19 protein-coding genes are annotated in these 23,301 nt (G+C 43.7%); 13 read left to right on the top strand and 6 right to left on the bottom strand.

Going from position 1 to position 23,301, the window contains the following annotated elements; genetic code table 11:
* Positions 1–20 precede the first annotated feature (20 nt).
* Complete coding sequence (locus OP489_RS08495) at positions 21–4,808, bottom strand: nicotinate-nicotinamide nucleotide adenylyltransferase (protein ID WP_266161536.1); 4,788 nt, start codon at positions 4,806–4,808, stop codon at positions 21–23.
* A gap of 207 nt (positions 4,809–5,015) precedes the next feature.
* On the opposite strand from OP489_RS08495, the gene OP489_RS08490 reads away from it, so the two are divergent.
* Positions 5,016–5,615 (top strand): putative ABC transporter permease, encoded by a 600-nt coding sequence (locus tag OP489_RS08490; protein ID WP_266161534.1) that lies wholly within the window; start codon positions 5,016–5,018, stop codon positions 5,613–5,615.
* A 37-nt stretch (positions 5,616–5,652) separates the two neighbouring features.
* The gene (locus OP489_RS08485; protein WP_266163511.1) at positions 5,653–6,792 is read left to right on the top strand and encodes a metallophosphoesterase; all 1,140 of its coding nucleotides are present in this window, start codon (positions 5,653–5,655) and stop codon (positions 6,790–6,792) included.
* Positions 6,793–6,822: 30 nt separating this feature from the next.
* Here OP489_RS08485 and OP489_RS08480 read toward each other — a convergent pair whose 3' ends face one another.
* The 3 genes from OP489_RS08480 to OP489_RS08470 all read right to left on the bottom strand — a co-directional run bounded on the left by OP489_RS08480 (position 6,823) and on the right by OP489_RS08470 (position 10,159).
* Entirely contained in the window at positions 6,823–7,566 is a 744-nt protein-coding gene (locus tag OP489_RS08480; RefSeq protein ID WP_266161533.1) for a type 1 glutamine amidotransferase, read from the bottom strand.
* On the bottom strand, positions 7,566–8,906 hold the full coding sequence (locus tag OP489_RS08475; RefSeq protein WP_266161532.1) for a MurT ligase domain-containing protein: 1,341 nt from the start codon (positions 8,904–8,906) through the stop codon (positions 7,566–7,568). The genes OP489_RS08480 and OP489_RS08475 overlap by 1 nt, the downstream gene beginning before the upstream one ends.
* Positions 8,907–9,007: 101 nt before the next feature.
* Positions 9,008–10,159 (bottom strand): FtsW/RodA/SpoVE family cell cycle protein, encoded by a 1,152-nt coding sequence (locus OP489_RS08470; RefSeq protein WP_266161531.1) that lies wholly within the window; start codon positions 10,157–10,159, stop codon positions 9,008–9,010.
* A gap of 150 nt (positions 10,160–10,309) precedes the next feature.
* Here OP489_RS08470 and OP489_RS08465 point away from each other — a divergent pair, with 150 nt between their 5' ends.
* Both OP489_RS08465 and OP489_RS08460 read left to right on the top strand, forming a co-directional pair.
* On the top strand, positions 10,310–10,729 hold the full coding sequence (locus OP489_RS08465; RefSeq protein ID WP_416232444.1) for an RrF2 family transcriptional regulator: 420 nt from the start codon (positions 10,310–10,312) through the stop codon (positions 10,727–10,729).
* Positions 10,730–11,046: 317 nt separating this feature from the next.
* On the top strand, positions 11,047–12,336 hold the full coding sequence (locus tag OP489_RS08460; RefSeq protein ID WP_266161530.1) for an O-acetylhomoserine aminocarboxypropyltransferase/cysteine synthase family protein: 1,290 nt from the start codon (positions 11,047–11,049) through the stop codon (positions 12,334–12,336).
* A gap of 123 nt (positions 12,337–12,459) precedes the next feature.
* Here OP489_RS08460 and OP489_RS08455 read toward each other — a convergent pair whose 3' ends face one another.
* The gene (locus OP489_RS08455) at positions 12,460–12,906 is read right to left on the bottom strand and encodes a PaaI family thioesterase (protein ID WP_180340288.1); all 447 of its coding nucleotides are present in this window, start codon (positions 12,904–12,906) and stop codon (positions 12,460–12,462) included.
* Between the two features lie 53 nt (positions 12,907–12,959).
* Positions 12,960–13,406, bottom strand: a complete 447-nt coding sequence (locus OP489_RS08450; RefSeq protein ID WP_266161529.1) for a PaaI family thioesterase — start codon at positions 13,404–13,406, stop codon at positions 12,960–12,962.
* 217 nt (positions 13,407–13,623) lie between these two features.
* Between OP489_RS08450 and OP489_RS08445 the strand changes: the two genes are divergently transcribed.
* The 9 genes from OP489_RS08445 to OP489_RS08405 all read left to right on the top strand — a co-directional run bounded on the left by OP489_RS08445 (position 13,624) and on the right by OP489_RS08405 (position 23,239).
* On the top strand, positions 13,624–15,291 hold the full coding sequence (locus OP489_RS08445) for a formate--tetrahydrofolate ligase (protein ID WP_266161527.1): 1,668 nt from the start codon (positions 13,624–13,626) through the stop codon (positions 15,289–15,291).
* The gene (tsaE, locus tag OP489_RS08440; RefSeq protein ID WP_266161526.1) at positions 15,291–15,710 is read left to right on the top strand and encodes a tRNA (adenosine(37)-N6)-threonylcarbamoyltransferase complex ATPase subunit type 1 TsaE; all 420 of its coding nucleotides are present in this window, start codon (positions 15,291–15,293) and stop codon (positions 15,708–15,710) included. Before OP489_RS08445 ends, tsaE begins: the two co-directional genes overlap by 1 nt.
* A 4-nt stretch (positions 15,711–15,714) precedes the next feature.
* Positions 15,715–16,419, top strand: coding sequence for a tRNA (adenosine(37)-N6)-threonylcarbamoyltransferase complex dimerization subunit type 1 TsaB (gene tsaB / locus OP489_RS08435; protein WP_266161525.1), 705 nt, complete (start codon positions 15,715–15,717; stop codon positions 16,417–16,419).
* A gap of 25 nt (positions 16,420–16,444) precedes the next feature.
* Positions 16,445–16,888: a ribose 5-phosphate isomerase B gene (rpiB, locus tag OP489_RS08430; protein ID WP_266161524.1), complete on the top strand. Its 444-nt coding sequence runs from the start codon at positions 16,445–16,447 to the stop codon at positions 16,886–16,888.
* Positions 16,889–16,919: 31 nt separating this feature from the next.
* A complete protein-coding gene (gene upp, locus OP489_RS08425) occupies positions 16,920–17,552 on the top strand; it encodes a uracil phosphoribosyltransferase (protein WP_180340294.1) in 633 nt (210 codons plus the stop codon).
* Positions 17,553–17,771: 219 nt separating this feature from the next.
* Positions 17,772–18,875: a dockerin type I domain-containing protein gene (locus OP489_RS08420; protein ID WP_266161523.1), complete on the top strand. Its 1,104-nt coding sequence runs from the start codon at positions 17,772–17,774 to the stop codon at positions 18,873–18,875.
* 156 nt (positions 18,876–19,031) lie between these two features.
* Positions 19,032–19,883 carry a pyridoxamine kinase gene (locus OP489_RS08415; RefSeq protein WP_266161522.1) on the top strand — a complete coding sequence of 284 codons (852 nt, stop codon included), beginning with the start codon at positions 19,032–19,034 and terminating at the stop codon, positions 19,881–19,883.
* 141 nt (positions 19,884–20,024) lie between these two features.
* Entirely contained in the window at positions 20,025–21,872 is a 1,848-nt protein-coding gene (locus OP489_RS08410; RefSeq protein WP_266161520.1) for an FtsW/RodA/SpoVE family cell cycle protein, read from the top strand.
* Entirely contained in the window at positions 21,872–23,239 is a 1,368-nt protein-coding gene (locus OP489_RS08405) for a penicillin-binding transpeptidase domain-containing protein (RefSeq protein ID WP_266161519.1), read from the top strand. The genes OP489_RS08410 and OP489_RS08405 overlap by 1 nt, the downstream gene beginning before the upstream one ends.
* Positions 23,240–23,301 lie beyond the last annotated feature (62 nt).

The raw sequence follows: 23,301 nt of genomic DNA, 5'->3' as shown, positions 1-23,301 counted from the left end.
ACCTCTCTTAGAACATCCGATTAAATCATTAGATTTTGCATGCGCATCAGCATTTCGAGATCATTTTGAAGATAACTTGTGACCGGGAGATTTGGGTCATAAGAAATTCTGCTGCCTTTATCTGGACACAGCGGCAGAATGATTGCTTCCGTAAGGCGGTTAAGCGTGAGATTGCGAGAGAACTTTTCTCGATACTGAGATTCCAAAACTCGAAATACAGCGATGGCATTTTCGATACAGCAGCGGGAAAGAGAAAAGATTGCCTGTTTGGAATATTCTCCGGAGTCTTCTGGAATTGCATAAGGCAGGAAACGGTTAATAGAGGGCTGCAATCCGGGCACCGGGTTACTGCTGCGGTGAACAGTATCGCCGCCAATAAAGGGATAAAGTGTGGACTCCACAAACCATTGTCGCAGATTCGGAATGTAGTAAACGCTGTCTACTGGGTGTCCCTGTAGCTTCATCAGATCGCGGCCGCGAGCAGAAAGAATGCCGACCAAAACTTCTTGAATCGGAATTTGTTGACGGCGAAAAATTGGATCCAATGCACGGATACGATCTCCTTCGTGGATCAAGTCATCTACAAGAATGACAGGGCGGTCAAAGGATTTGATACACCGCACTTGACTTTCAATGGGGGTGTAGTGTGGGAATGCTTCAATTCGGCTGGAAGTGCTGTCCGGCGAAAAAACTTTATCTGTGTGCAGCGTCTTTGTAACAGTGTTGGGAATTACTTTTCCACGTAGAATTTTGCCGAATGGAACACACATGGATTTTCCAAGTGCTCGCGGGACGGTTACCGTGTTTGGGACATTGTTTGCGGCGGTAATCTTTTCAACTAGGCGATGATAAATGATCTCTGCAGAAAAAGGAAGTACCAAATTCCCGGGATAGAGTTCCGTAAGAGTCAAGAGTAGACGATTATGAGCTTCTCCAATTGTTTTGAGAAGCTCGGGGCTGGAACTAAGCGGTTCTTTAATTGTAGTTTCGAGATTTTGAATCAAAACAATTGGAGCGTGCATGTCGACAGCCATGCACGGTACGCCGAGACGATTCGATCCGGCTTCTGAAAATCCAAGTCGGCGGAGCGTAGAAATCAGATCAGGGGAATAGTCGGAATAACGAGGTAAAAATAGCGCAAATCCACAATGCTGACGCAGTGCAGAAGAAAGTGCTTCCGATAACAGCAACTGGTCAATATTTTGTGTTTTCCATGGCGCAAGCGTATGAACTCCGGTAATCAAAAGAATTTTACCGCTTGTTTTGCGGCGAATCTGGTCTGACAGTGAAAGATCGTGCAGAACATCGAACAGATCACTGGGAGAAATAATGGACATCGTAAGATCTCCGAGTAGCTGCTCTTTTTCTTCAGAGTTTAAGAGCAAAATGCTTTTTTCTGGGGGACCAACGAAATTCTGATTATCGGAGGAAACTTCCTGAAAATGAAGCCCTTCCGCAGATTCGAGAGGTTTATAAGGCGGCTCGCGAAGGTAGAGATTGTTTTCATAAATAAAATCTTTTACGATGGGGTCAATCAGATTGGAAATGTCGCGATTTAAGTCGATATTATCACGAATTTTGGTAGAACTGATGTCTTCGAGATGATCTGGAAGATGAAGGTGAATCATTTCTCCGGTGATTTTGGCCTGTGCTTTTTGATCCTCAGAAGCGGTTGTTTTTCCGCTTTCCAGACGACTGAAAATAATGTGATTCATGCTATGAATGGAATTTTCTGAAGGTGGTGTATGATAGGAGGAAGCATTACGTACAACATCACTGCCAACAACCATATAAAGGCTTTTATCGGGAAAAATATCTTTTAAATGTTTTAAATCATTTGGATTCGCAATATTTACCGGAATTTCATCTGGAAAAAGATAGACATTGAATTCATCTGCAATAGACATTTTAGCGATTTCACGGCGAATCAGATGCGGCTGTGTCTTTTTTGACCATGAAAATTCATCGATCGCAAGAAAAACTTCAAATCCAAGATTCCGAATCTTTCGGACGATCTCTTTATGAGAAAGAGTGAAAGGATCGAAAGTGCCGGGAAAGAAGGCAATTTTTTTCTGCTTTGGATAGACAGGAAATTTATGATCCAGCCGATAAAACGAAAGAAAGCGATAAATATGCGAAAATGCGGCGGCCCGATAAAGAAATGAGAGTTCATTTTCGGGGCTTTCGTCGAGAAGGAATAGAATTTTTTTTGCGCTGAGAGAAAACAAATCCGCTTTGGATTCATTGGAAAGTTCCGGAGAAGCAAAAATCGTTTTTCCAATAATCAGCAGAGATTCCTGCTGTACCGATTGCTGAAAATGTGCAAGACCGGAAAGCAATAATCCCATGAGACGCTTTTTATATTCATCGAATCTCTCTTTTGATTGGGGAAATCGAGTCTGATAAGAGGGAAAAGAAGCAAGCATTGCGCCGACAACGCCCAATGTTCCCGAAACTGTGTGAAGATTAGAACTGCCTGAAAGACGTTGAAGACGGCGGATTAATCCTTCCAAAGATTCCGGATCAAGATAGAGTGCAAGTCTGCCGAGATAAGCAGGAATTTCTTTTGAAAATTCGTATTCGCTGCCTTCCAAACTGCGGGTAAGTTCCAAAACAATTTCTGTTCGTTGATCCGGTTCCAACATTGGAATCAGGTCGACTAATGCGGACCCAGCTTCATCTCGGACAACGGCCCATTCGCTGATCCGAATCAAATTGGCAAGATGTGCTGCAATGTGAGTTGGATTTTCCAGATGCCGCTCTTTTACTTGATCCATCAAAAGTTCGATATTGACGATTTTAACCGACCAATGGACAGAAGGCTTTAAATCTTCCCGGAAAATTTCGTTCAGAATATTTTCTTTATAAAGCTTATGTTCCTGACGGCTTGCATCTATTCCGGCATTCTGTAAAATATGGCACTGCAAAAAAGTCAGGGAAAAGCTATCTTCATAGGGGACTGAAAGCGCAATGCTTCCAGCATGATGACGGCAATGACTGTCGGTGGGCAGTGTATCTGTCATGCGCATTAAAAACTGCAGAGCAGAAACCTGCAAGTGAAGTTGATTTCCATTTAGACAGAAATATCCCGCAAATTGCGTTAAAAGATCAAGCACGGATTCAGAGCAAAGGGAAAAAGCAGAATCCGGAAGAAGATTGAGCAGGACAAAAGCGATGTCTGTGGGAACTTTTTGGGGAGCGATATAATAACGCATAATGGCATCCATAAAATAGGGAGTATCTTGTTTTTGACAATTTTCCAGAAGAGAAGCAATCACACGTTTTGCAGAATATCCGATTCGGTCACGCTGTTGGATCGTTATTTTATGGTCCGGATAAATAAGCATGTCTAAAAATCGTGTCCAAAGAGTAAAGGGGGTCTGCTCCTTTGGATCGGAGGAAACATCTGCCGGCAGTTCTTTTCGATAGCCGAGTCTGAATTTTGCCAAAAGCATGCCCATCAGCTCTGCGGCCTGCAGACGAATGGCGCCTTCTTTGTGCATTAACAGTTCATAGCAGAAACTGAGCATCTGAACCTTTTGGTGTTGACTGAGATAAATAGAATACTCTTCAAGAATATTTAAATAGGCCCGCAGTTTTTTCCAGTCTTTTTCGCTGTGAGCAGCTTCCAAAATATTCCCAAAATGTCGGCCGCTGTTCATGCGGTGCATCAGGCGCAGATTGTGGTCAATGCAGCGCATCGTAATTTCTTCGGTAATTTCTGTTTCATCAAGAAGTGCTGCATTGACTTTTGGCTTTGGAGGAATGATTTCTCCCGTAAAATCCACATCAATTCCCAGACGGCGCATATAATCTTCAAAGTCATGCAGCTTTCCATATACGAATTCATAGCGGCGCTTTTTAGCGGCGTCTACGTTGTCAAGCTTATTGAGAATAACATCAAAAGACTCTTGAAGAGAAAATATTTTTGAGTGTTCAAGACCTTTTTCATCTCGAATCTGTTTGACTCGAAAATCGGCATAGATCAAACATAAAGATTCTGCCGTTAAATTTTCCAGTTCCAGATCCCATGTAGAGTGGTTTGCGGCAATACGGCCGGCTGCGTTTAGATAACGGGAGGAAAACCATTGGTCGGTGTAGTAATAGTGCTGATAAGGAACACGCTGCGGAACTTTGCAGCCGAATTTTCCAAAGTCATGCCCTGCAGCAGCGGTAGAGATCAAGGAAAGGTTAATGGGAACGCCTGCATGATCAAGACCTCTTGCAGCATTCATTGCTATATAATGAACACCGGCAACATGATAAAGCAGAGGGTAAGGGGTCACTTCAATTCCAAGTCTCATTAGTTCATAGACAAATTCCTTGCGGAAAACGTCGAGAAAATGGCCGTATTTTTGAACGTCGTCCTTGTCAGTAAGCACTTCCTGAGGAACAAAATGAAAATCCATAAAGGGGTCAAATGGTAATGCTTTTCGCTCATAATCAAAAAGCACCTGCAAAATATTTAGAAAGCAAAGCGCACCATTCCGATATTTTTCTGCTTGCTGACGAAATGATTGTTCAGGAAACATGATGTTTTTTGCGAACTGAAAAGAAAAAGAAAGCCAGCCTTCTTCTGGAACTGGTGAGATATTGGAGAGGGGGGTCTCACAGCATTCAAGAATTTGTGCGCAGGTTAGCCTTTTAGTGATTGGGAATAGGGTGGATTCCATAGAGTCGATCCAATTTGTATCAGAAAGAAAGTGCTCTATTTTAGCGCTGCTCAGAGTCGTTTGCTTTGAAAACAGCGAATCATTGAGCACGATACGAAGCGTATTCTGAATGCGTTCAGATAGTTGTTTTTTCATCTGAGAAATCCTCCCGGTTTGGTAAAAAACTGATTTTTATGCTCTTATTATGCACGCTTTTAAACAGTTTGGCAAGAAGGGTAAATGGAAAGATCATATACGTTAATTTGTATATTTTTAAAAATGAATTTGCCAAAAAAACGTGGATATGATATATTGATTACGGATATGAAAAATGGTAAAAGCGGAAAAGAAAGGAATTCAGTAATGAAACAATATCGTGAAAAATCCATAAATTGGATTTCTAAAATTGTTTCTTCAATTGTTTCTTCTAAGAAAAATTTTCGGATTTTTTGGAACTGTCTTTGGGCCGGTATTTTTGGTTGGACAATGGAAACCGTTTTTTGTTCGATCTTATATCACTCCTTGCAGGACAGAGGATTTCTTAGTTTGCCTTTTTGTCCAATTTATGCGGTTGGAGTCTTTCTTTATCTTTTAATGGGAAAATCACCGAAGCCTTCCATTAAAAATTTTTGGCGTCTTTTTTTTGTGGTAGCAGCTGCGGGGACTGTTTTCGAAGGATTCAGCGGATTAATTTTAGAACAATTTGGGATCCAACTGTGGTATTATGAAGGAGTTTTCCCATTAAGTTTGCGATATATTTCGCTTCCGGTCAGCATTTTTTGGGGCTTGGCTGGAGGAATTTACCCTTTGCTTGTGATTCCTAAAATTAATCGCTGGGCCGATTCTGTTTTGCCTAGTCGGAGAAAAGCTTGGTTTTGGGGGACAACTCTTTTAATTTTAGGGGATTTCCTTTTTACTTGCTGGCGAGTTTGGAGAAACGGAGGATATGTACCGCTTTATTAAAAAATAATCAGGAAGAGGGTTTCCTTTTTTGACAGATGTGCTTTTGTTTGCTTTGGGAACGGTAGCTTATCTCTGTTTTATGCTGCTGTTCGACCGTTGGATCTGGCGAATTATCTCGCAAAATTTTTCGGGAATTAAGAAGAACTTTTTTGGGGGGATTTGCTTCATACTGGAAATCATTCCAATGGGCTCTATTTATCAATTTTTATTTCCGGTGCGTTCCCTAAGGGGACTTTCAGCAGCTGGTTTTTGGGTCATGGGATTTTTAATCTATTTTTTGATCAGTTTGGTGGTTCTAAGGCTGCTTCAAAAAATTTTGGGAGCTGTTTTGCATCAGAAAGAACGCTTTTTAACACCACGTTTTCAACTATATAAACTTGCAGTAGGCGCAATTTTTAGCATTGCAATTTGCTGTTGGGGATTCTGGGCATTGCAGAATCCAACGGTTACATCCTTTAATGTTGGTCATGAGGGAAAGGAAAAAATGCGGGTGGTGGCACTCTCTGATCTTCATTATAGTACAGTGGGCGGTACATTAGATTTGAAAAAGATGGTGGAGCGAATCAATGACCTAAATCCTGATCTGGTGCTTTTTGCTGGAGATGTTTTGGATGATCGAACGGATCAAGCCGATAAAGAGACTTTTACAAAAGAAATTTCCTCCATAAAGTCCAGTTATGGAGTCTATGCAGTTATGGGAAATCATGAATATTATTATAATACTCCTGAACAGATGAGAGCCTTTTATCAAGGAAGCGGTGTTGAGCTGCTTTGCAATCAAACAAAAAATATTGGAGGGAAGCTTCTTCTGCTGGGACGTGATGATTATACGGTTGGTGGAAAAAGTCATTCAAGAATGCCCATCTCTCAGATCTTAAAAGGCCAACATACTGATTTACCTCTTTTGGTACTTGACCATCAGCCACAGGATTATCGTGAATCAGAAAAGGAGGGTGCTTTGCTGCAAATTTCGGGGCATACGCATAATGGTCAGATTTGGCCTGGAGATTTGATTGTTCATTCTATTTTTAAATTACATTATCAAACTCCTTCAAATGGTATTTACCGGGAAAACAATTTTACTCTGGCAGTCACCCGGGGATATGGTGCATGGGGATTTCAAATGAGAACGACAGGAAATGCAGAAATCCTTTGTGCAAACGTAATGGTGTCATAAAAAAGACCTCCGAAAAATCGGAGGCCTTTTTTATTCTTTCAGAGCGTGTAAAAATCGCTGCTGAATATAAGCATTTGCATTTTTTTCTATGGTATCATCCAAAGGAACAAGTGTGCCGTCTCCCCAACGATTTTGAAGGGCAGTAGATAAGAGGTGGTCGCACAACTGTGGATTTTTGCTTAAAAGTGGGCCATGCAGATAGGTGCCAATTACATTTTTATAAAGGACGCCTTCGCCGCCGTCGTGCCCATTATTGCCTTTTCCATGGAGTACTTTTCCCAACGGATTGACATTAGGACCAAGAGAAGTGCGCCCACCATGATTTTCAAATCCGACAACGGGCATTTCACAGAGAGAAGTCTTAATAATTAAATTGCCAATTAATCTTCCATGGCCGTTGACCGTCTCCAAATCCAAAAGTCCAAGACCATCTACTTTAGAACCATCAGCGGCCATATAGGAGCGGCCGAGAAACTGGTAGCCGCCGCAGATTGCAAGCAATACACCGCCGCGTTCGATATAATCAGAAATAGGAGAGCGAAGAGAGTGAATATAATCCATTGCAATCGACTGTTCCCGATCGGGACCACCGCCGATAAAAAGGATATCTAAATTTTCAAAATCTACCGGATCGTGAAGGCAGTAATCCCGCTGTTCTACCCCAATTTCGCGCCATTGAGCTCGTTTGGAGAGGCAGAGGATGTTGCCGTCATCACCATAAAGGTTTAAAAGATCCGGCAGCAAGTGACCAATCGTAATTTTTCGGTTTTCCATTATGCTCCCTCCTTTTCATTCGATGCCAAATGATCAAGAAAGTTTTTAGTGGGGGCAAGCGCAGAGTAATTCGGAAGAATATAGACGACCTCTCGGTCACCCGAAAGCGCATCATTAATTGCTTCTTGTACGGTTTCACAGAGTTTTGCCTGCAGTCCGCCGTATTTCATGCGAACCTGCAGATCATTTCTCCGAATTCCACAGGCATAATAGGTGTTTCCTTTTTGAGAAGCCATCAAATCAATATCCGTATCCCATAACCATGAAGGGTCATTGCCATCGTTATCGTGGTCGTTAATAATCATGATAACGGCTTTTGGGCGGGGATCCTGCAAAACGACAGAAATAGCCTGGTTGGTGCCATCCGGATTCTTAATCAGATTCAAGACCAACGGCTTTTTTAGATTCTGATAAAATTCCATTCGCCCATTCTGAGGATGGTAATGATTGAGAGCTTCCTGAAACTTTTGTGTGGAAACTCCTGCTTCATGGGCGGCTGTATAGGCGGCAAGCACATTATAGACATTATAAATTCCAGGCAAATGGCTCTGAATCGTTTCTCCGTTAACTGAAAATTCAGTCTGCTCACCAAATCCGATCGTCAAATCTTTCAGCTGGTAATCCGGGATAGGACGGGCAAAATCGCAGTTTGGACAGTAAAAGTCTCCTAAACGGCCATAATGTTCGCCGTGATACTGCAATTCAGTTCCGCAGTAATGGCAAAAACAACCGCCCTGATTCTTTCCTTTATAGGAACCGAGCGTTTCGCAGAGTCCAAAGGATTTGGCAGGGTGCCCACAATTTTTAGCAACATAAGTGACCAAAGGATCGTCGGCATCATAGAGCACCGTGGTTTTGGGAGAAAACGAAAGAGCTTTTTGAATGGTTGCGGCTACCGTATCCAGTTCTCCGCATCGATCCAACTGATCACGGACGAGATTATTGATCAAAAGATAGGTTGGCTGCACTTTTTTGACGATTTTACGGGTGAAAAGCTCGTCCACCTCTAAAGTCGCCCAATCTGCCTGCACCTTTCCATGAGAATCCGCCATTCGCAGAAATGCTGCAATGACGCCATTGGTCATGTTGGCGCCTTCTGCATTGCAGACAACCCGTTTTCCCTGCGATTGGAGTGCTCGGTAAAGAAGATTATTGACTGTGGTTTTTCCATTTGTAGAGGTGACGACGATAATCCCTTCGGTCACATCTGCTGCCAGCTTTTTCAGAATCCATGGGTCTACCGCTCTGGCGGCTGCTCCTGGCCATGCACTACCGGAACGGCCAAGTTTTCGGCAAAGCGCAGTCATCAGCCTTGCGGCTTTTACAGACAGCCATTTCATGCCGGACTCCTCCTATCATTGTGAAAGGGAAAATTCCCTCTTTGTCTTCGTTTTATCATTAGCAAATATGTTCCTTATTATAAGAAGTTTCTGCCATTTTGTCAATTTGCGGGTGTGTAGAGCAGGCGGTCACTGGAACGTCTGTGAATGACAACGCTTTGTACCAGCCCAATACCAAAATACAGACAGGAGGATGAGGAACCTCCTGCACTAAAGAATGGCAAGGTGACTCCCATGACAGGAAAAAGGTTGAGACACATGCCAAGATTAAAAATCATCTGAGAAAAAATCATTCCAAAGTAGCCCATGCAGATACTGCTTCCCAGAAGATCAGTCGAATATCCTGAGTCCTTTAAAATTCTGGTAAGCAGGAGTGCGAGCAGTACAATTACTGCCATACAACCTACAAATCCAAGAGATTCTCCTGCAACGGAAAAAATAAAATCACTTTGCTGAATCGGCACCAATCCGGAATTGACGCGGGGAGCTTGAAAAAGGCCTTTTCCGAAAAAGCCTCCACTGCCAATGCTGATTTTTCCCCGCAGCTGCTGCAGTCCATATCCAAGCGGGTCAGTTTCCGGATGAAGAAAAATTAGAAAACGTTTGCGTTGATAAACATCCAGGACAGAAGTCCATGCGATTGGAAAAGCGATGGTCACAAGTCCGGCCAAAATTGCAAAGTACCGTAGCTGGATTCCAGCACCAAATGACATAAATAAAAACATACAGAAAAAAATAATGGCAGTGCCGTCATCGTGCTGCAGATGAACCAGCATGATAGGAATCATCGCGTGGGCGGCAAGCAGAACCACATGCAAGGGGGAAGTGAGCAGCCCCTTTTCTTTTAAAACAAATAAATGGTTGCCAAAAGTGATTAAAAAGCCAATTTTTACAAGTTCACTTGGCTGAAAGGTTAACCCTCCCGGCAATGAAATCCATGCTTTGGCAGCAACCCCGTCGGCACCCGTTACCGTTTGTCCTTTCAGCTGCGTTAAAAGCATCAAAAATAGGCAGAGCGCGGCAACTACATACCAAAAATGAGCAAGTTGTCGATAATCGATCAGAGAGAGAAGAAGCGCAAAAAAATATCCGGTTACCGCTGCTAAAAGCTGAACCGCAAAATAAGAAAGGCGGCGTCCCTCTTCTGTAGGGACTGTTCTTAAGAGCAGCAGCCCATACGCAGTAATCATGAGCATAATTCCCCAGAGGATCCGGTCAGATTTTTTAAAGTAATTTAGTAATTGCCGCTGCATTTTTTCCCTCCTCATTTTTGAGATTGTAGTGATATTATATCATAAAGAGAAAGGCGGAACCAGTCCTATCGGGACAGAAATCTTTGGCGACAGCTTGATTTTCCTATCGGATTTATTGTATAATTAAAATACTGAAAGAAGGCGGAAGTAATGATGATTTCAACCAGAGGAAGATATGCGCTGCGGGTGATGGTGGATCTGGCGGAGCATACCGGGGAAGGTTTTGTTCCGCTGAAAGAAATTGCTGAGCGACAGGAAATTTCTGAAAAATATTTGGAGAGTATTATTGCAATCCTTTCGAGAAATCAATATCTGATTGGGATGCGTGGAAAGGGCGGCGGCTATAAACTTGCCCGTGCACCCGAAGAATACACGATTGGAAGTATTCTACAGGAAACGGAAGGGAACCTTGCACCGGTGGCCTGCTTAAGCGGCAATCAAAATGAATGCAGCCGAAAAGGAACCTGCCGAACTCTTCCTATGTGGGAAAAACTTGATACGCTTGTTCATGATTTTTTTGAAGGAATTACATTAAAAGATTTAATACAACAGCAAGAGCCGCAAAAATAAAATGCTGTTTAAAACGGCGTAAAGATCCCTACTGAAAGATATCTTTTGGCAGGGACCTTTTTCTATAACAGCATTTTTAGTTGTGCAATACTAGATAATTTGACTTTTCTATTTTAATTTTTAATTAAATCATATTAAACCTATTGACATAGTATGAAAAAGAGGGTATTGTATTAACAAACCAACAGAAATGGTGGGATGTTAATGAAACATAAATTTGAAAAACTGCTGAGACAAAATTTCCGCTTTGGACGAATGTGATTGGGCTTTTACAAAAACAATCAACATGACTTAAAAAACGGAAAGGAAAGATTCTCATGTCTTCTAAAAACTATAAATTTGAAACTTTGCAGCTTCATGTCGGTCAGGAAAAACCTGACCCGGCGACCGATTCCAGAGCGGTACCAATTTATGCAACGACCTCTTATGTGTTTAAAGATTCTGCACAGGCGGCCGGAAGATTTGGCCTAACAGAGTCAGGCAATATCTATTCTCGCCTGATGAACCCGACCTCCGATGTGTTTGAAAAGCGCATTGCAGCGCTCGAGGGCGGCGTTGGTGCATTGGCGACGGCGACCGGTTCAGCGGCAATCACCTATGCGGTGCAGAACATCACAAAGGTAGGAGACCATATTGTGTCTTCCTCCGACCTTTATGGAGGCACCTATAATCTTTTTGCAAATACACTGCGTGATCAGGGACTCGAAACCACTTTTGTAGATCCTTCCGACCCGCAAAATTTTGAAAAGGCAATCAAAGAGAATACAAAATTGCTCTACGCGGAAACACTGGGAAATCCCAATTCCAATGTAATTGACCTTGCGGCGATTGCACAGATTGCACACCGTCATGGAATCCCGTTTATCGTGGATAATACTTTTGCAACGCCGTATTTGCTGCGACCTATGGAATACGGTGCAGATGTTGTTGTGCATTCTGCAACGAAATTTATCGGCGGTCACGGGACTACAATGGGAGGCGTTGTTGTAGACGGCGGACATTTTGACTGGACTCAGAACGACAAGTTTCCGGGAATTTCTCAGCCGAATCCCTCTTATCATGGCATCGTCTTTAGCAAAGCCTGCGGGAATGCGGCTTATATCACCAAACTGCGCACAACGATCATGAGAGATGAGGGAGCGACAATTTCTCCGTTTAATTCCTTCTTGCTTCTGCAAGGCCTCGAAACCCTTTCTCTGCGGGTAGAGCGCCATGTAGAAAATGCGCTGAAAGTTGTCGATTATCTAAAGAATCATCCCCAGGTGGAGCGAGTTAACCATCCGTCTTTGGCAACCGGCCGTGAAAAAGAGCTTTATGATTCTTATTTCCCAAATGGAGCTGCTTCCATCTTCACTTTTGAAATTAAAGGAGATGCTGAAAAAGCAAAGAAATTTACAGAATCACTCGAACTTTTTTCACTCCTTGCCAATGTTGCCGATGTAAAGTCTCTGGTAATCCATCCGGCTTCCACAACGCATAGCCAGCTTTCCGAAGAAGAGTTGCTGGCGGCAGGAATCAAGCCGAATACCATTCGCCTTTCCATTGGCACCGAACATATTGATGATATTTTGAATGACCTTGAGCATGGCTTTGAGGCTGTTCGCTAAACCAAATTGCGCCGAAATCCTTTCTTTTTATAAAAGGAACCGGGCCCGTTTCATTTGCGGGAACCCGGTCCTTTTTGTTTTTATTTCTAAGATAATAATAAGTATACGTGATAAGGTTTAAAATCAGTCTGCTGATTTTCCACTGACCAGAAAAGAAGCATGTGCTGTGGCAACAACTCTGCCGGTGTCTCTGCTGTAAACAGTGCAGTGTGTTTGGGAGATACGGTGTCCCAGATGATCGACAGCAGCTTCGACAATGAGTTCATCGCCGGCAGCGGCCGGGGCAACATAGTTAAGACTCATTTGAATGGTAGGGCCATCGTGTCCCTCGGAAAAGATATAAGGCAGGCAGCCCATTGTGGAATCGGCTGCGGTTGCAATGATGCCGCCGTGAATATTATTAAGCGGATTAAGCTGCCATTCCCGAATCGGAAATCCCAGTTTAACACTTTGCTTTTGTTCATCAAAGGCAATCAGCCGAGGGGTCATTTTTGTATTGAGTGTATCAACATCAGTACGATTGCGGTTTTCGATAAAAGAGTTGAGAAGCTCTTGAGGGGTATGCTTCATAAATTGAAACCTCCGTGATTTGATTTAAAAATTCTGTAATTCCGGGCTGCTTTTTAATCTTCCATGCGTCCTTGACTTAAGAAGGAAGCGTGGGATGAAGCGATAATCTTGCCGGTCTTGGCGCTGCGGGCGATTCCACGGGTTTGTGTGACCCGATGACCGGTATAATCGATGATCGCTTCTACCTGAAGCTCATCGCCTGCTGTCATCGGGGAGACATAATCAATACTCAGTTGGATTGTAGGGCCTGCATGACCGGGAGCAAAAATGCCGGCGAGCGTCCCCATCGTGGAATCCATGGCAGTGAAAATCATTCCACCGTGAAGATTGCCCATATCGTTTAGCTGCCAATCGCGGATGGGAAAACCCAAAATCAAGCTTTGTTTTTCTTCATCTATTGAGACAAGATGTGGTGCCATCATGGTATAAATCCGGTGAATGTTCGGCTGATTTCTTCCCTCCAAATATAGATCCAATAATTGTCTGGGAGTAAGTTTCATTTTATTTTATAAGCCTCCTTAAAATAGCATAATTTAGGTTTATTTTATCGCCTTTTCTGAAGAAATGCAACGAAAGTGGGCAGATTATCAAAGAAAAAGCGCTTTTCCAGGGCAATAAAGTGTGTTATAATAATTCTAAATGATTTGTGGAGCTTTTCCGCACATGAGATCGGGAACGTAACGATTTCATAAAAATTGAATTTTTGGAGGATAACTTATGCTGAGTGACATTGAAATTGCACAGCAAACGAAAATGCAGCCGATTGCAAAAATTGCTGCAAACCTTGGAATTCACGAAGAGGAACTGGAGCCATATGGCCGATATAAAGCCAAGCTCAACCAGTCCCTTTTTGACCGTTTACAGGGAAAAACAGATGGAAAACTGGTTTTGGTAACCGCTATCAACCCGACACCGGCAGGAGAAGGAAAGACAACTACAACGGCAGGTCTTGGGGAAGCAATGGCTAAGATCGGAAAAAATGCGATCATCGCGCTGCGGGAACCGAGTCTGGGCCCGGTTTTTGGAATTAAGGGCGGCGCTGCCGGAGGCGGCTATGCACAAGTTGTACCGATGGAGGATATCAATCTCCATTTTACCGGTGATATGCACGCTATTACTGCGGCCAATAATCTGCTCTGCGCGATGCTGGATAACCATATGCACCAAGGAAATCAGCTTGGAATCGATTCCAGAAGAATCTTGATTACACGCTGCATGGATATGAATGACCGTGCTTTGCGTAATGTTGTGATCGGTTTGGGCGGCAAAATCAACGGCGTTCCGCGCGAAGATCATTTCTGTATTACCGTTGCAAGTGAAGTCATGGCGATTTTCTGTCTGGCAAAAGATTTGATGGATCTCAAGGAGAGACTTTCTAAAATTCTAGTTGCCTATACGTTTGACGGCAAACCGGTTTATGCAGGGGATCTTCATGCCGAAGGGGCAATGACGGCACTTCTTAAAGACGCAATTAACCCCAATCTGGTGCAGACGCTCGAAAATACTCCGGCAATCATGCATGGTGGTCCATTCGCAAATATTGCACACGGCTGCAACAGCGTGCGTGCAACTAGAATTGCATTGAAACTTGCAGATTACTGCATTACAGAGGCAGGATTCGGCAGTGACCTTGGGGCTGAGAAGTTTATGGATATTAAATGCCGTCTTGGGGGGCTTCATCCTTCCTGTATTGTGCTGGTGGCAACCGACCGCGCACTGAAATATAATGGCGGAGTGCCAAAGACAGATACCTCTAAGCCAAATTTGGAAGCACTTAAAAAAGGAATCGTCAACCTTGGCAAGCATATTGAAAACATGAGAAAGTATGGCGTGCCGGTGGTGGTTGCGATCAACCGGTTCCTCACAGATCCGGAGGATGAGCTCTCTTATATTGAGCAGTTCTGTAAAGAGAATGGAGCGGATTTTGCTCTGTCCGAAGTCTTTGCAAAAGGCGGAGAAGGCGGACGAGCTCTGGCAGAAAAGGTGGTTTCTGCCTGTGAAAAGCCTTCTGATTTTCATCCCATTTATGAGGAAAATCTTTCTGTCGAGGAAAAAATTGAGACGATTGCAAAAGAAATCTATGGGGCAGATGGAGTTTCCTATTCTAAGCAGGCGAAAAAGTCTCTTGCGGAGATTAAAAATCTTGGCGGAGACAAAATGCCGGTCTGCATTGCAAAGACGCAGTACAGCCTCTCTGACGACGCGTCTCTGCTGGGACGCCCGCAGGGATTTCGGATTACGATCCGTGATCTGAAGATTTCCAGCGGTGCCGGATTTGTTGTGGCCTATGCGGGGGATATCATGACAATGCCCGGATTGCCGAAAGCACCTGCTGCTTTAAAGATCGATGTTGCAAAAAATGGAAAAATTGAGGGATTGTTCTAATGAAACCCTTTTTAAGTCATTCCCCGGAGGAGACCGAAGCATTTGGACGCCGAATTGCAGAACAATTAAAAGGCGGAGAGGTGCTTGCTCTTTTTGGACCGATGGGAATGGGAAAAACTGCATTTACGCGGGGTGTTTGTGCAGGGCTTGGAATTACAAGCGGTGTTTGCAGCCCCACTTTTGCATTGGTGCATTGTTATGAGGGAAGATTCCCCGTCTATCATTTTGATATGTATCGGGTGGATGGCTGGGACGATCTTTCTTCTACCGGATATTTTGATTATCTCGAGTCGGGTGGTGTGCTGATTATTGAGTGGAGTGAAAATATCGAGGCAGCGCTGCCGGAAACTGCAGTGCGGATTACGATTGAACCCGGAGAAAAAGAGAATGATCGTATTTTTACAATAGAAGGGCTGTGATTCTGTGAAATTGTTGGCAATTGATGCTTCTGCAGGGGCAGCTTCTGCCTGTGTCTGGGAAGAAGGAAAGGTACTCGGAGAAAATTATATCAATACGCGTTTGACTCATAGCCAGACCTTGATGCCGATGATTGACGGCGTTTTGCAGTATACCAAGATTCCGCTTTCTGAAATCGACGCATTTGCAGTTTCTGCTGGCCCCGGATCTTTTACCGGGGTGCGCATTGCGGTTTCCAGCATCAAGGGAATCGCTATGGCAACTGGAAAACCATGTATTTCTGTTTCAACGCTCGAAGCGATGGCACAAAATCTTTTGGTATTGCCCTGTACGGCATGCTGTGTAATGGATGCTCGCTGCGGGCAGGTTTACAATGCTCTGTTTTCCATTGAAGATGGAAAAGTACGGCGCCTTTGTGAAGATCGCGCTTTATCCATTAAAGAACTGGCAGAAGAATGCGCCGGACTGTCGGAACCATTGATCCTAGTTGGAGATGGTGCACAACTTTGTGCAAAATCGCCGGAGTTTATCGAAATTAATGCGTGCCTTTCCCCGGAACCAATTCAATATCAGAGAGCATCTGGGGTAGCGCGGGTAGCAGCAGAAAAGTTTTTACGCGGTGAAACGGTGACAGCCCGGGAACTGCAGCCAATTTATCTGCGGTCGCCTCAAGCAGAGCGCAGTTTGCGCCTAAAGAATAAAAAAGTTTGATAAGGAAAAAGGAGTATAAAAATTCATGATTGCAATCGGAGCTGATCATGGCGGATTTCAGATCAAAGAAGCTGTGAAAGCGTATTTGGACAGTCAAAATATTGCTTATCAGGATTTTGGAACCCACAGTGAAGAAAGTGTGGATTATCCCCCTATTGCCGCAAAGGTAGCGCATGCGGTAGCTGGTGGAGAATGCGAAAAAGGAATCCTCTGCTGCGGAACCGGCATTGGAATGTCAATTTCCGCTAATAAGGTAAATGGTGTTCGTGCCTCTGCATGTGATAATGAGTTTTGTGCAGAGATGACCCGCCGCCATAATAACTGTAACTGCCTTTGCATGGGTGGCCGTGTGATTGACGGGAAAAAAGCGGTAGAACTCACTAAGATTTATTTGGAAACGCCGTTTGAAGGTGGACGCCATCAGCGCCGTTTAGATCAAATTACTGCAATCGAACAGAATAAGCTGTAAGATATAAAAAGAATATGGAGGTCATTTAAAAATGGACAAACAGGTTTTCATCATGGATCATCCGCTGATCCAGCATAAGCTCACATTCTTAAGAGACAAGAATACGGGCTCAAAGGAGTTTCGTCAGTTGGTCAGCGAGATTGCCATGCTGGAGTGCTATGAAGCAACACGGGATCTTCCTCTGGAGGAGGTCGATACAGAGACTCCTGTTGCAGTTGCACATACAAAGGTTATCGCAGGACGTAAACTTGCTTTCATTCCGATTCTGCGTGCAGGTCTTGGAATGGTGGAAGGCGTTCTGGAGATGGTTCCTGCGGCGAAGGTTGGACATATTGGTCTTTATCGTGACCCGAAGACACTGCAGCCGGTAGAATATTACAGCAAACTGCCCCATGATATTGAAGAACGTGATGTCATTGTACTGGATCCCATGCTGGCGACAGGCGGTTCCGGAATTGATGCAGTGACCATTATCAAGCGCAGCAATCCTAAGAGCATTAAATTCATGTGCATTATTGCAGCGCCGGAAGGCCTTAAGGCATTTACCGAAGCACATCCGGATGTGCAGCTTTATTGTGCAGCAGTGGATGATCACCTCAATGATCATGGATATATTGTTCCGGGTCTTGGAGATGCAGGAGACCGTATCTTTGGAACCCTGTAAAAAAATCACCTTTGTAAAAAATAAAAATCCCGATTGTGAAAAGGAAAAACCTTTTTGCTTTCGGGATTTTTTGATAAAGAATCCGAGCCTTATAATTTTAACTTTCGACTAAATTCTATTAAAAATAGTACTTTTTTACAAAAAATTACTTTTTCCCTTAACTTTTTCAAAAAATTTGCTATAATTAAGGTAATTTAAAAAAATAGAGGCGCGGAGCTTATGGGAAAAGAGTGTTTGCGAAAAAAGCGAAAGATTTTAATTGGAACGGTATTAACTTTTATATTGGCAGTTGTTTTGATCGGAGTGTGGCAGTATCAGATTCACGGCGCTGAAAAAACGGCACCGACAAAAATTTCAGATGAGGCGGCATTTAAACAAAATCGAATGGCTTTTCCACTTGGCAGTCAATGGGTAATCTTCAGTACAGATGGGCAGAAAACGAGACTTGCTCTTGTGGAGGATTCTGGAAAACTCAGCAAAGGAACAACACCGATGGAATTGGAAGGAAGCTATTTATTTGGTGCCGTTCAGGCTGACAAGACTGTCTTTGTTGGCTTTGAAAAAGATTATTCGCTCAGGGTAGAAGCAGTTTCTCTTTCCTCTGGAGAGACATGCGAATGGAGCGGCTTTTTGCCGGAAGACTCTATAAAGTGCAGTGACCTGTATTTCAATTCCGAAATCAATAAGATGATTTTGCGCTATTATGGAAAGCGTGCATCAATTCTTAACTATGAACTTTCGTGGGGAAAGGAACCAGTGTTGATGAGGACGCATGAGAAACCACAGGCCTCTATAGGAGTTCCTCTTCCGGATGAGACGTCAGAGATTTCTGAACCTTTTGAGAGTTCTGCCGAATCTTCATCCGAGGTGGTCAGCTCTAAACCTGAGTCGAGTCCTTCATTGCCTATTTCTTCAGCAAGCCCACAGACCAATACCGAAGATGAAGATTATTATATTTTTGATGAACCGATTACGGTCAGTCAGTTAAAAGAGACATTTAATCGCGTTAGAAAAAATAAAGATGTGGAAGTTCTTACGAAGTCGGGATATGATGTTTCTGAAGGCGCCGTTGTAACAGGAGATCAAATTTCATTTTTAGACAGCGAAGGGCAACAAAAAACGATAACCGCGGTTATTTTGGGGGATCTGACAGGCTCCGGAAGGCCGGATTCCAAATCGCTCAAAGTATTTTATCCGGCGCTTGCCTATGATTCATTTAACGATCTTCAACGTCGTGCCGCTGACCTGGACAGAGACGGAACGGTGACGACTTCTGATCTTTTGCTTTTAAAGAAGAGAATTCTTTATGGCACAGTCGGATAAAAAACCGGCGAAGACAGTGCGAAATTTACCGAATTTACAGCACTAGAAGAGAAAAGAAGAATGGGTGTATAAAAATTTTTTGGTTTTACAAAATTCTCCTTGAACCACAGAAAAGAATCCTGTATGATGAACAGAAACTGTATAGAGGGTGATTCTATGAAAAAACAACCGCGTGTAGCAGCAATTCATGATCTTTCCGGCTTCGGCCGTTGCTCGTTGAGTATTGTTCTGCCGGTTCTGAGTGCAGCCGGAATTGAGGCCTGTCCGATTCCAACCGCTGTTTTTTCCAGCCATACCGGTGGTTTGCCGGGCGTTTGGCATCAAGATCTCACGGAGGCCATGGAGGGATTTTTAAAGCAGTGGAAACAGCTTGGTTTGACTTTTGATGCAATTTATGTAGGATTCTTAGGCAGTGAAAAACAAATTTCTGTGGTCAAAGAATTTTTGCAGACGTTTTCTGGGCCGAAGACTTTTATATTGGTTGATCCTGCAATGGCAGATCATGGTGCGCTTTATCAGACTTATACGAAAAAAATGGCAGAAGAAACTGCAGAACTTTGTTCTGCTGCGGATTTAATTGTTCCCAATCGCACCGAATCCGCTTTCCTTCTTCAGGAACCCTATGAGGAAAAACCTTGTGTGCGGGCAGAAATTGAATCCCAGTTAAGACGCCTTTCAGATTTGGGACCGCGTAAAGTGGTTTTGACCGGCGTTTGGTTTGCACCGGCACTTTTAGGAGCAGCAGGATTTGACCGTGATACAGGAAAGTTTAGCTATGCACTGGCACCAAAAATTCAGGGGAATTATCACGGAACAGGAGATCTTTTAGCAGCGTCTCTTTTAGCGGGAATTTTAAACCGCATCTCGTTTGAAGGAGCTTTACAGGCAGCAGTCGATTTTACGTCTCTCAGTATTCGTACAACATGGGAAGCAGGAACAGACCCCCGTTATGGAGTTTTGTTCGAACCACTTTTGCCGCAGTTTCAAAAGGCAATCGGCTGTTTTTGATTGAAAACGAAAAGGCGTAATCTTTACATTTTATGAAATTCAGGCTATACTTAAGGAATCGAAGCTGGCAATTTTTGTCGCTTGGATTCCTTTTCTTTATTAAATTAAAAATTTTATTTTATCCCGAAAGGAGGGGAAGACTTGGAGCAAGTACTAACCGTACTGAAATCTGTACCCAATCTGGTCTTCTTTATTTTTCGCATTATTATCCCAATTCTGTCACTTTTGGTGATTTTACGCTGTTATGCTTCTATGCGTGCAGGGCGCAGAAGAGAAGAACCGGTAGTCTTTTTGAAAGATGCAGCTTCTGGTGTTATGATACCGGTTCTCTATTGGGAAAACAGCATTGGACGAAGTAAAAGTTGTGATATTCGGATTCCGGATGATACCATCAGTCGGGATCATGCCGTCCTGATGCGTCGGGAATCCGGTTGGACGATTGTAGATACTGAAAGCAAATCCGGTACCTTTTTGAATGGTAAAAAAATCAAGGGATCTATGAGTGTACGTCCCGGAGATACCATTAAAGTGGGTGCAACCTCTTTAATTTTAAAAAGAGTGACCGATGTAAAGCCTCAGGCACGTCCCGGACGTCATCAGCAGGCAAAAACACCATCTCCGGCAGGCTTGCTTCTCACAACAACTTTGATTCAGATCCTGCTTTTTTCGCAGGCCTGCTATGGCTCTGGAGAGCTTTCGTTGCTGCCGGTTTTGCCATTTGTAGTGCTTTTGATTGTAGAATGGGGACTTTATTTTTATTCCCGCAGGATCCTTAGCCGCGTAAGCTTTGAAATTGAAACAATCGGGTTTCTATTTTCTGGAATTGGACTAGCTCTATTGTCCGGACAGCGTTTGGAACTGGATGAGGGAGAAGCTTTGCCGAGCGCTACCACCCTTTTTCATTGGGCCAGTATGAAAGTAACCTATACACAGATGATTACCATGATAATAGGTGTGATTCTTTTCTGTGTTATGGTTTGGTTTATGAAGGATCTGGAACGTACTACAAAGTGGAGAATTCCGGTTACTGTTGCGGCAGTCGGATTGTTGGCGTTGAACCTTTTGCTTGCACATTCTACTTATGGTTCTAAAAACTGGATCAGTATTGGCGGAGCCAGCATTCAGCCCAGCGAATTTGTCAAGCTCGCTTTTATTTTTGCCGGTGCTGCAACACTAGACCGCTTACAGACAAAACGAAATTTGGCTGGATTTATCGGCTTTTCCGCTATCTGCATGGGTGCACTTTTCCTTATGAAAGATTTGGGAACCGCAGTGATCTTTTTTGTGACCTTCTTAATCATTTCTTTTATGCGTTCCGGAAGTGTTCGTACAGTCGCTTTAGCAATTTCTGCTGCCGGCCTTGGGGGATTGCTCGTTTTGCAGATGATGCCTCATGTTGCCAGTCGTTTTGACGGTTGGAGACATGTTTGGGAGGATACTCAGAATGTCGGATATCAGCAGTCCCGCGGAATGAGCTATGGTGCTGGCGGAGGGCTTTTCGGTCTGGGGATCGGAAACGGCGGAATGGGTGCTGGTACCGGGCCTATGACCGGAAAATCCAATATGCTTTTTGCTGCCAACAGTGACCTAGTTTTTGACATGGTCTGTGAAGAACTTGGAATCGTTTTGGCGATTGTCATTTTGATCGGTTTGATTTTATTGACTTTTTATGTGCGTGGAGATGTCAGCCGCAGCCGCAGTACTTTTTATTCAATTTCTTCTTGTGCGGCGGCTGGAATACTTTTGTTTCAGGCGATGCTGAATGTTTTTGGCAGTACAGATGTTTTGCCGTTTACCGGTGTAACGCTGCCTTTTATCAGCGCAGGCGGCAGCAGCATGATCAGCTGTTGGGGAATGCTTGCGTTTTTAAAGGCAAGTGATGAGCGTACTTATGCAGGTCGCCGTCGGGGCAGTGTCCCGGTTTCGCAGCCTATTAGAGAAGCGCCGGAATATCGGCCGCGCAGAGCGGTGAAGGGAGACGGTGATTAATGAATGTAACCCGTAAACGTTCTTTTATTTTGTATTTTATTATCGCTGCCTTTATCGGCTGTCTTGGATTTTTTTTATTCGAATATTTTACAAGTGCTTCTTCGTGGGCAACGAATCCTGTCAATAAACTTGCAACAGCACAGGCAGGCAGCGATTCTACCGGGCGTGTTTATGATCGCAATGGGGTATTGCTTGCCTATAGCCAAAATGGGGAGCGCCTTTATAATAGTGACAAAGAAATTCGGTGCAGTATGCTGCATGCAGTAGGAGATACGGAAGGAAATATTTCTACCGGGGTGCAGACTGCCATGCGCAGTCGGTTAACCGGTTATAATCTAATTACTGGTCTTGGCACGCCTTTTGGATTAAAAACGACGGGTGATGTAACGCTTACGCTTGACAGCAGCTTAAATAAAACCGCCTATGAACTTATGAATGGGCAAAAAGGTGCTGCGATGATTTATAACTGGAAGACAGGAGAAATCCTTTCTATGGTGAGTAACCCCGGATTTGATCCACAGAATCCGCCACAGGATATTGGTACAAATGCTGCTTATGATGGCGCTTATGTAAATAAAGTACTTTCAGGTGCTTTGACTCCGGGATCTATTTTTAAGATTATTACGACAGTGGCGGCTAGTGAAAACATGCCGGATTTGGACAGTCAGAGTTTTCATTGCGATGGATCTGAAGTGATTGGAGGATCGCCGATTACTTGTACCGAAGTACATGGAGATCAGAATTTTCAGCAGGCACTTGCCAATAGCTGTAATATTGCATTTGCACATCTGTCTATCAACCTCGGTGCCAATACGATGACAAAAACAGCAGAACAATTGGGATTTAACAAGAGTTTTGAAGTGGATGGGATCCCAACTGCAAAGAGCAGCTTTGATGTTAGTTCTGCCAGCGAAAATCAGCTGGGCTGGTCTGGCGTAGGACAGTATACGGATACCGTGAATCCATGCCATATGGCAAGAATTCTGGGAGCGATTGCGAATGGCGGAAATGCAGTGACACCGCATTTTATCAAGACTTCCGGTCTTCCTGATCTGATTGGCAATTCGGGGGAGTCCATGATGTCCAGTACGATTGCCGATCGTGTAAAAGCCTACTTGCGCTGGAATGTGCAGAATTATTATGGTGATAAGATGTTCCCTGCTGGGATGCAGGTTTGCGCTAAGACTGGTACGGCAGAACTCGGAGAGAATAAACAAAATAACGGCTGGATGGTCGGATTTTCTCAAAATGACAGCACACCGTATGCATTTGTTGTAGTAGTTGAGAATACTTCTCAGTATGGCTATCAGTCAGCTGGACGAGTGGCCAGTGGTTTGATGCAAGCTGCTACAAATTTGAAAAAATGATCGATGAGGGAAAATGAATTTTTTATTATTTTCATTATTATTATAATTACTTATATTTTTGG

Origin of the sequence: Caproicibacterium sp. BJN0003 (assembly GCF_026314295.1) — a bacterium.
In the GTDB taxonomy this organism is placed as follows: Bacteria; Bacillota; Clostridia; order Oscillospirales; family Acutalibacteraceae; genus Caproicibacterium.
Note: the sequence above shows the minus strand (reverse complement) of the source record. Positions and strands in the feature narration are given on the sequence as shown.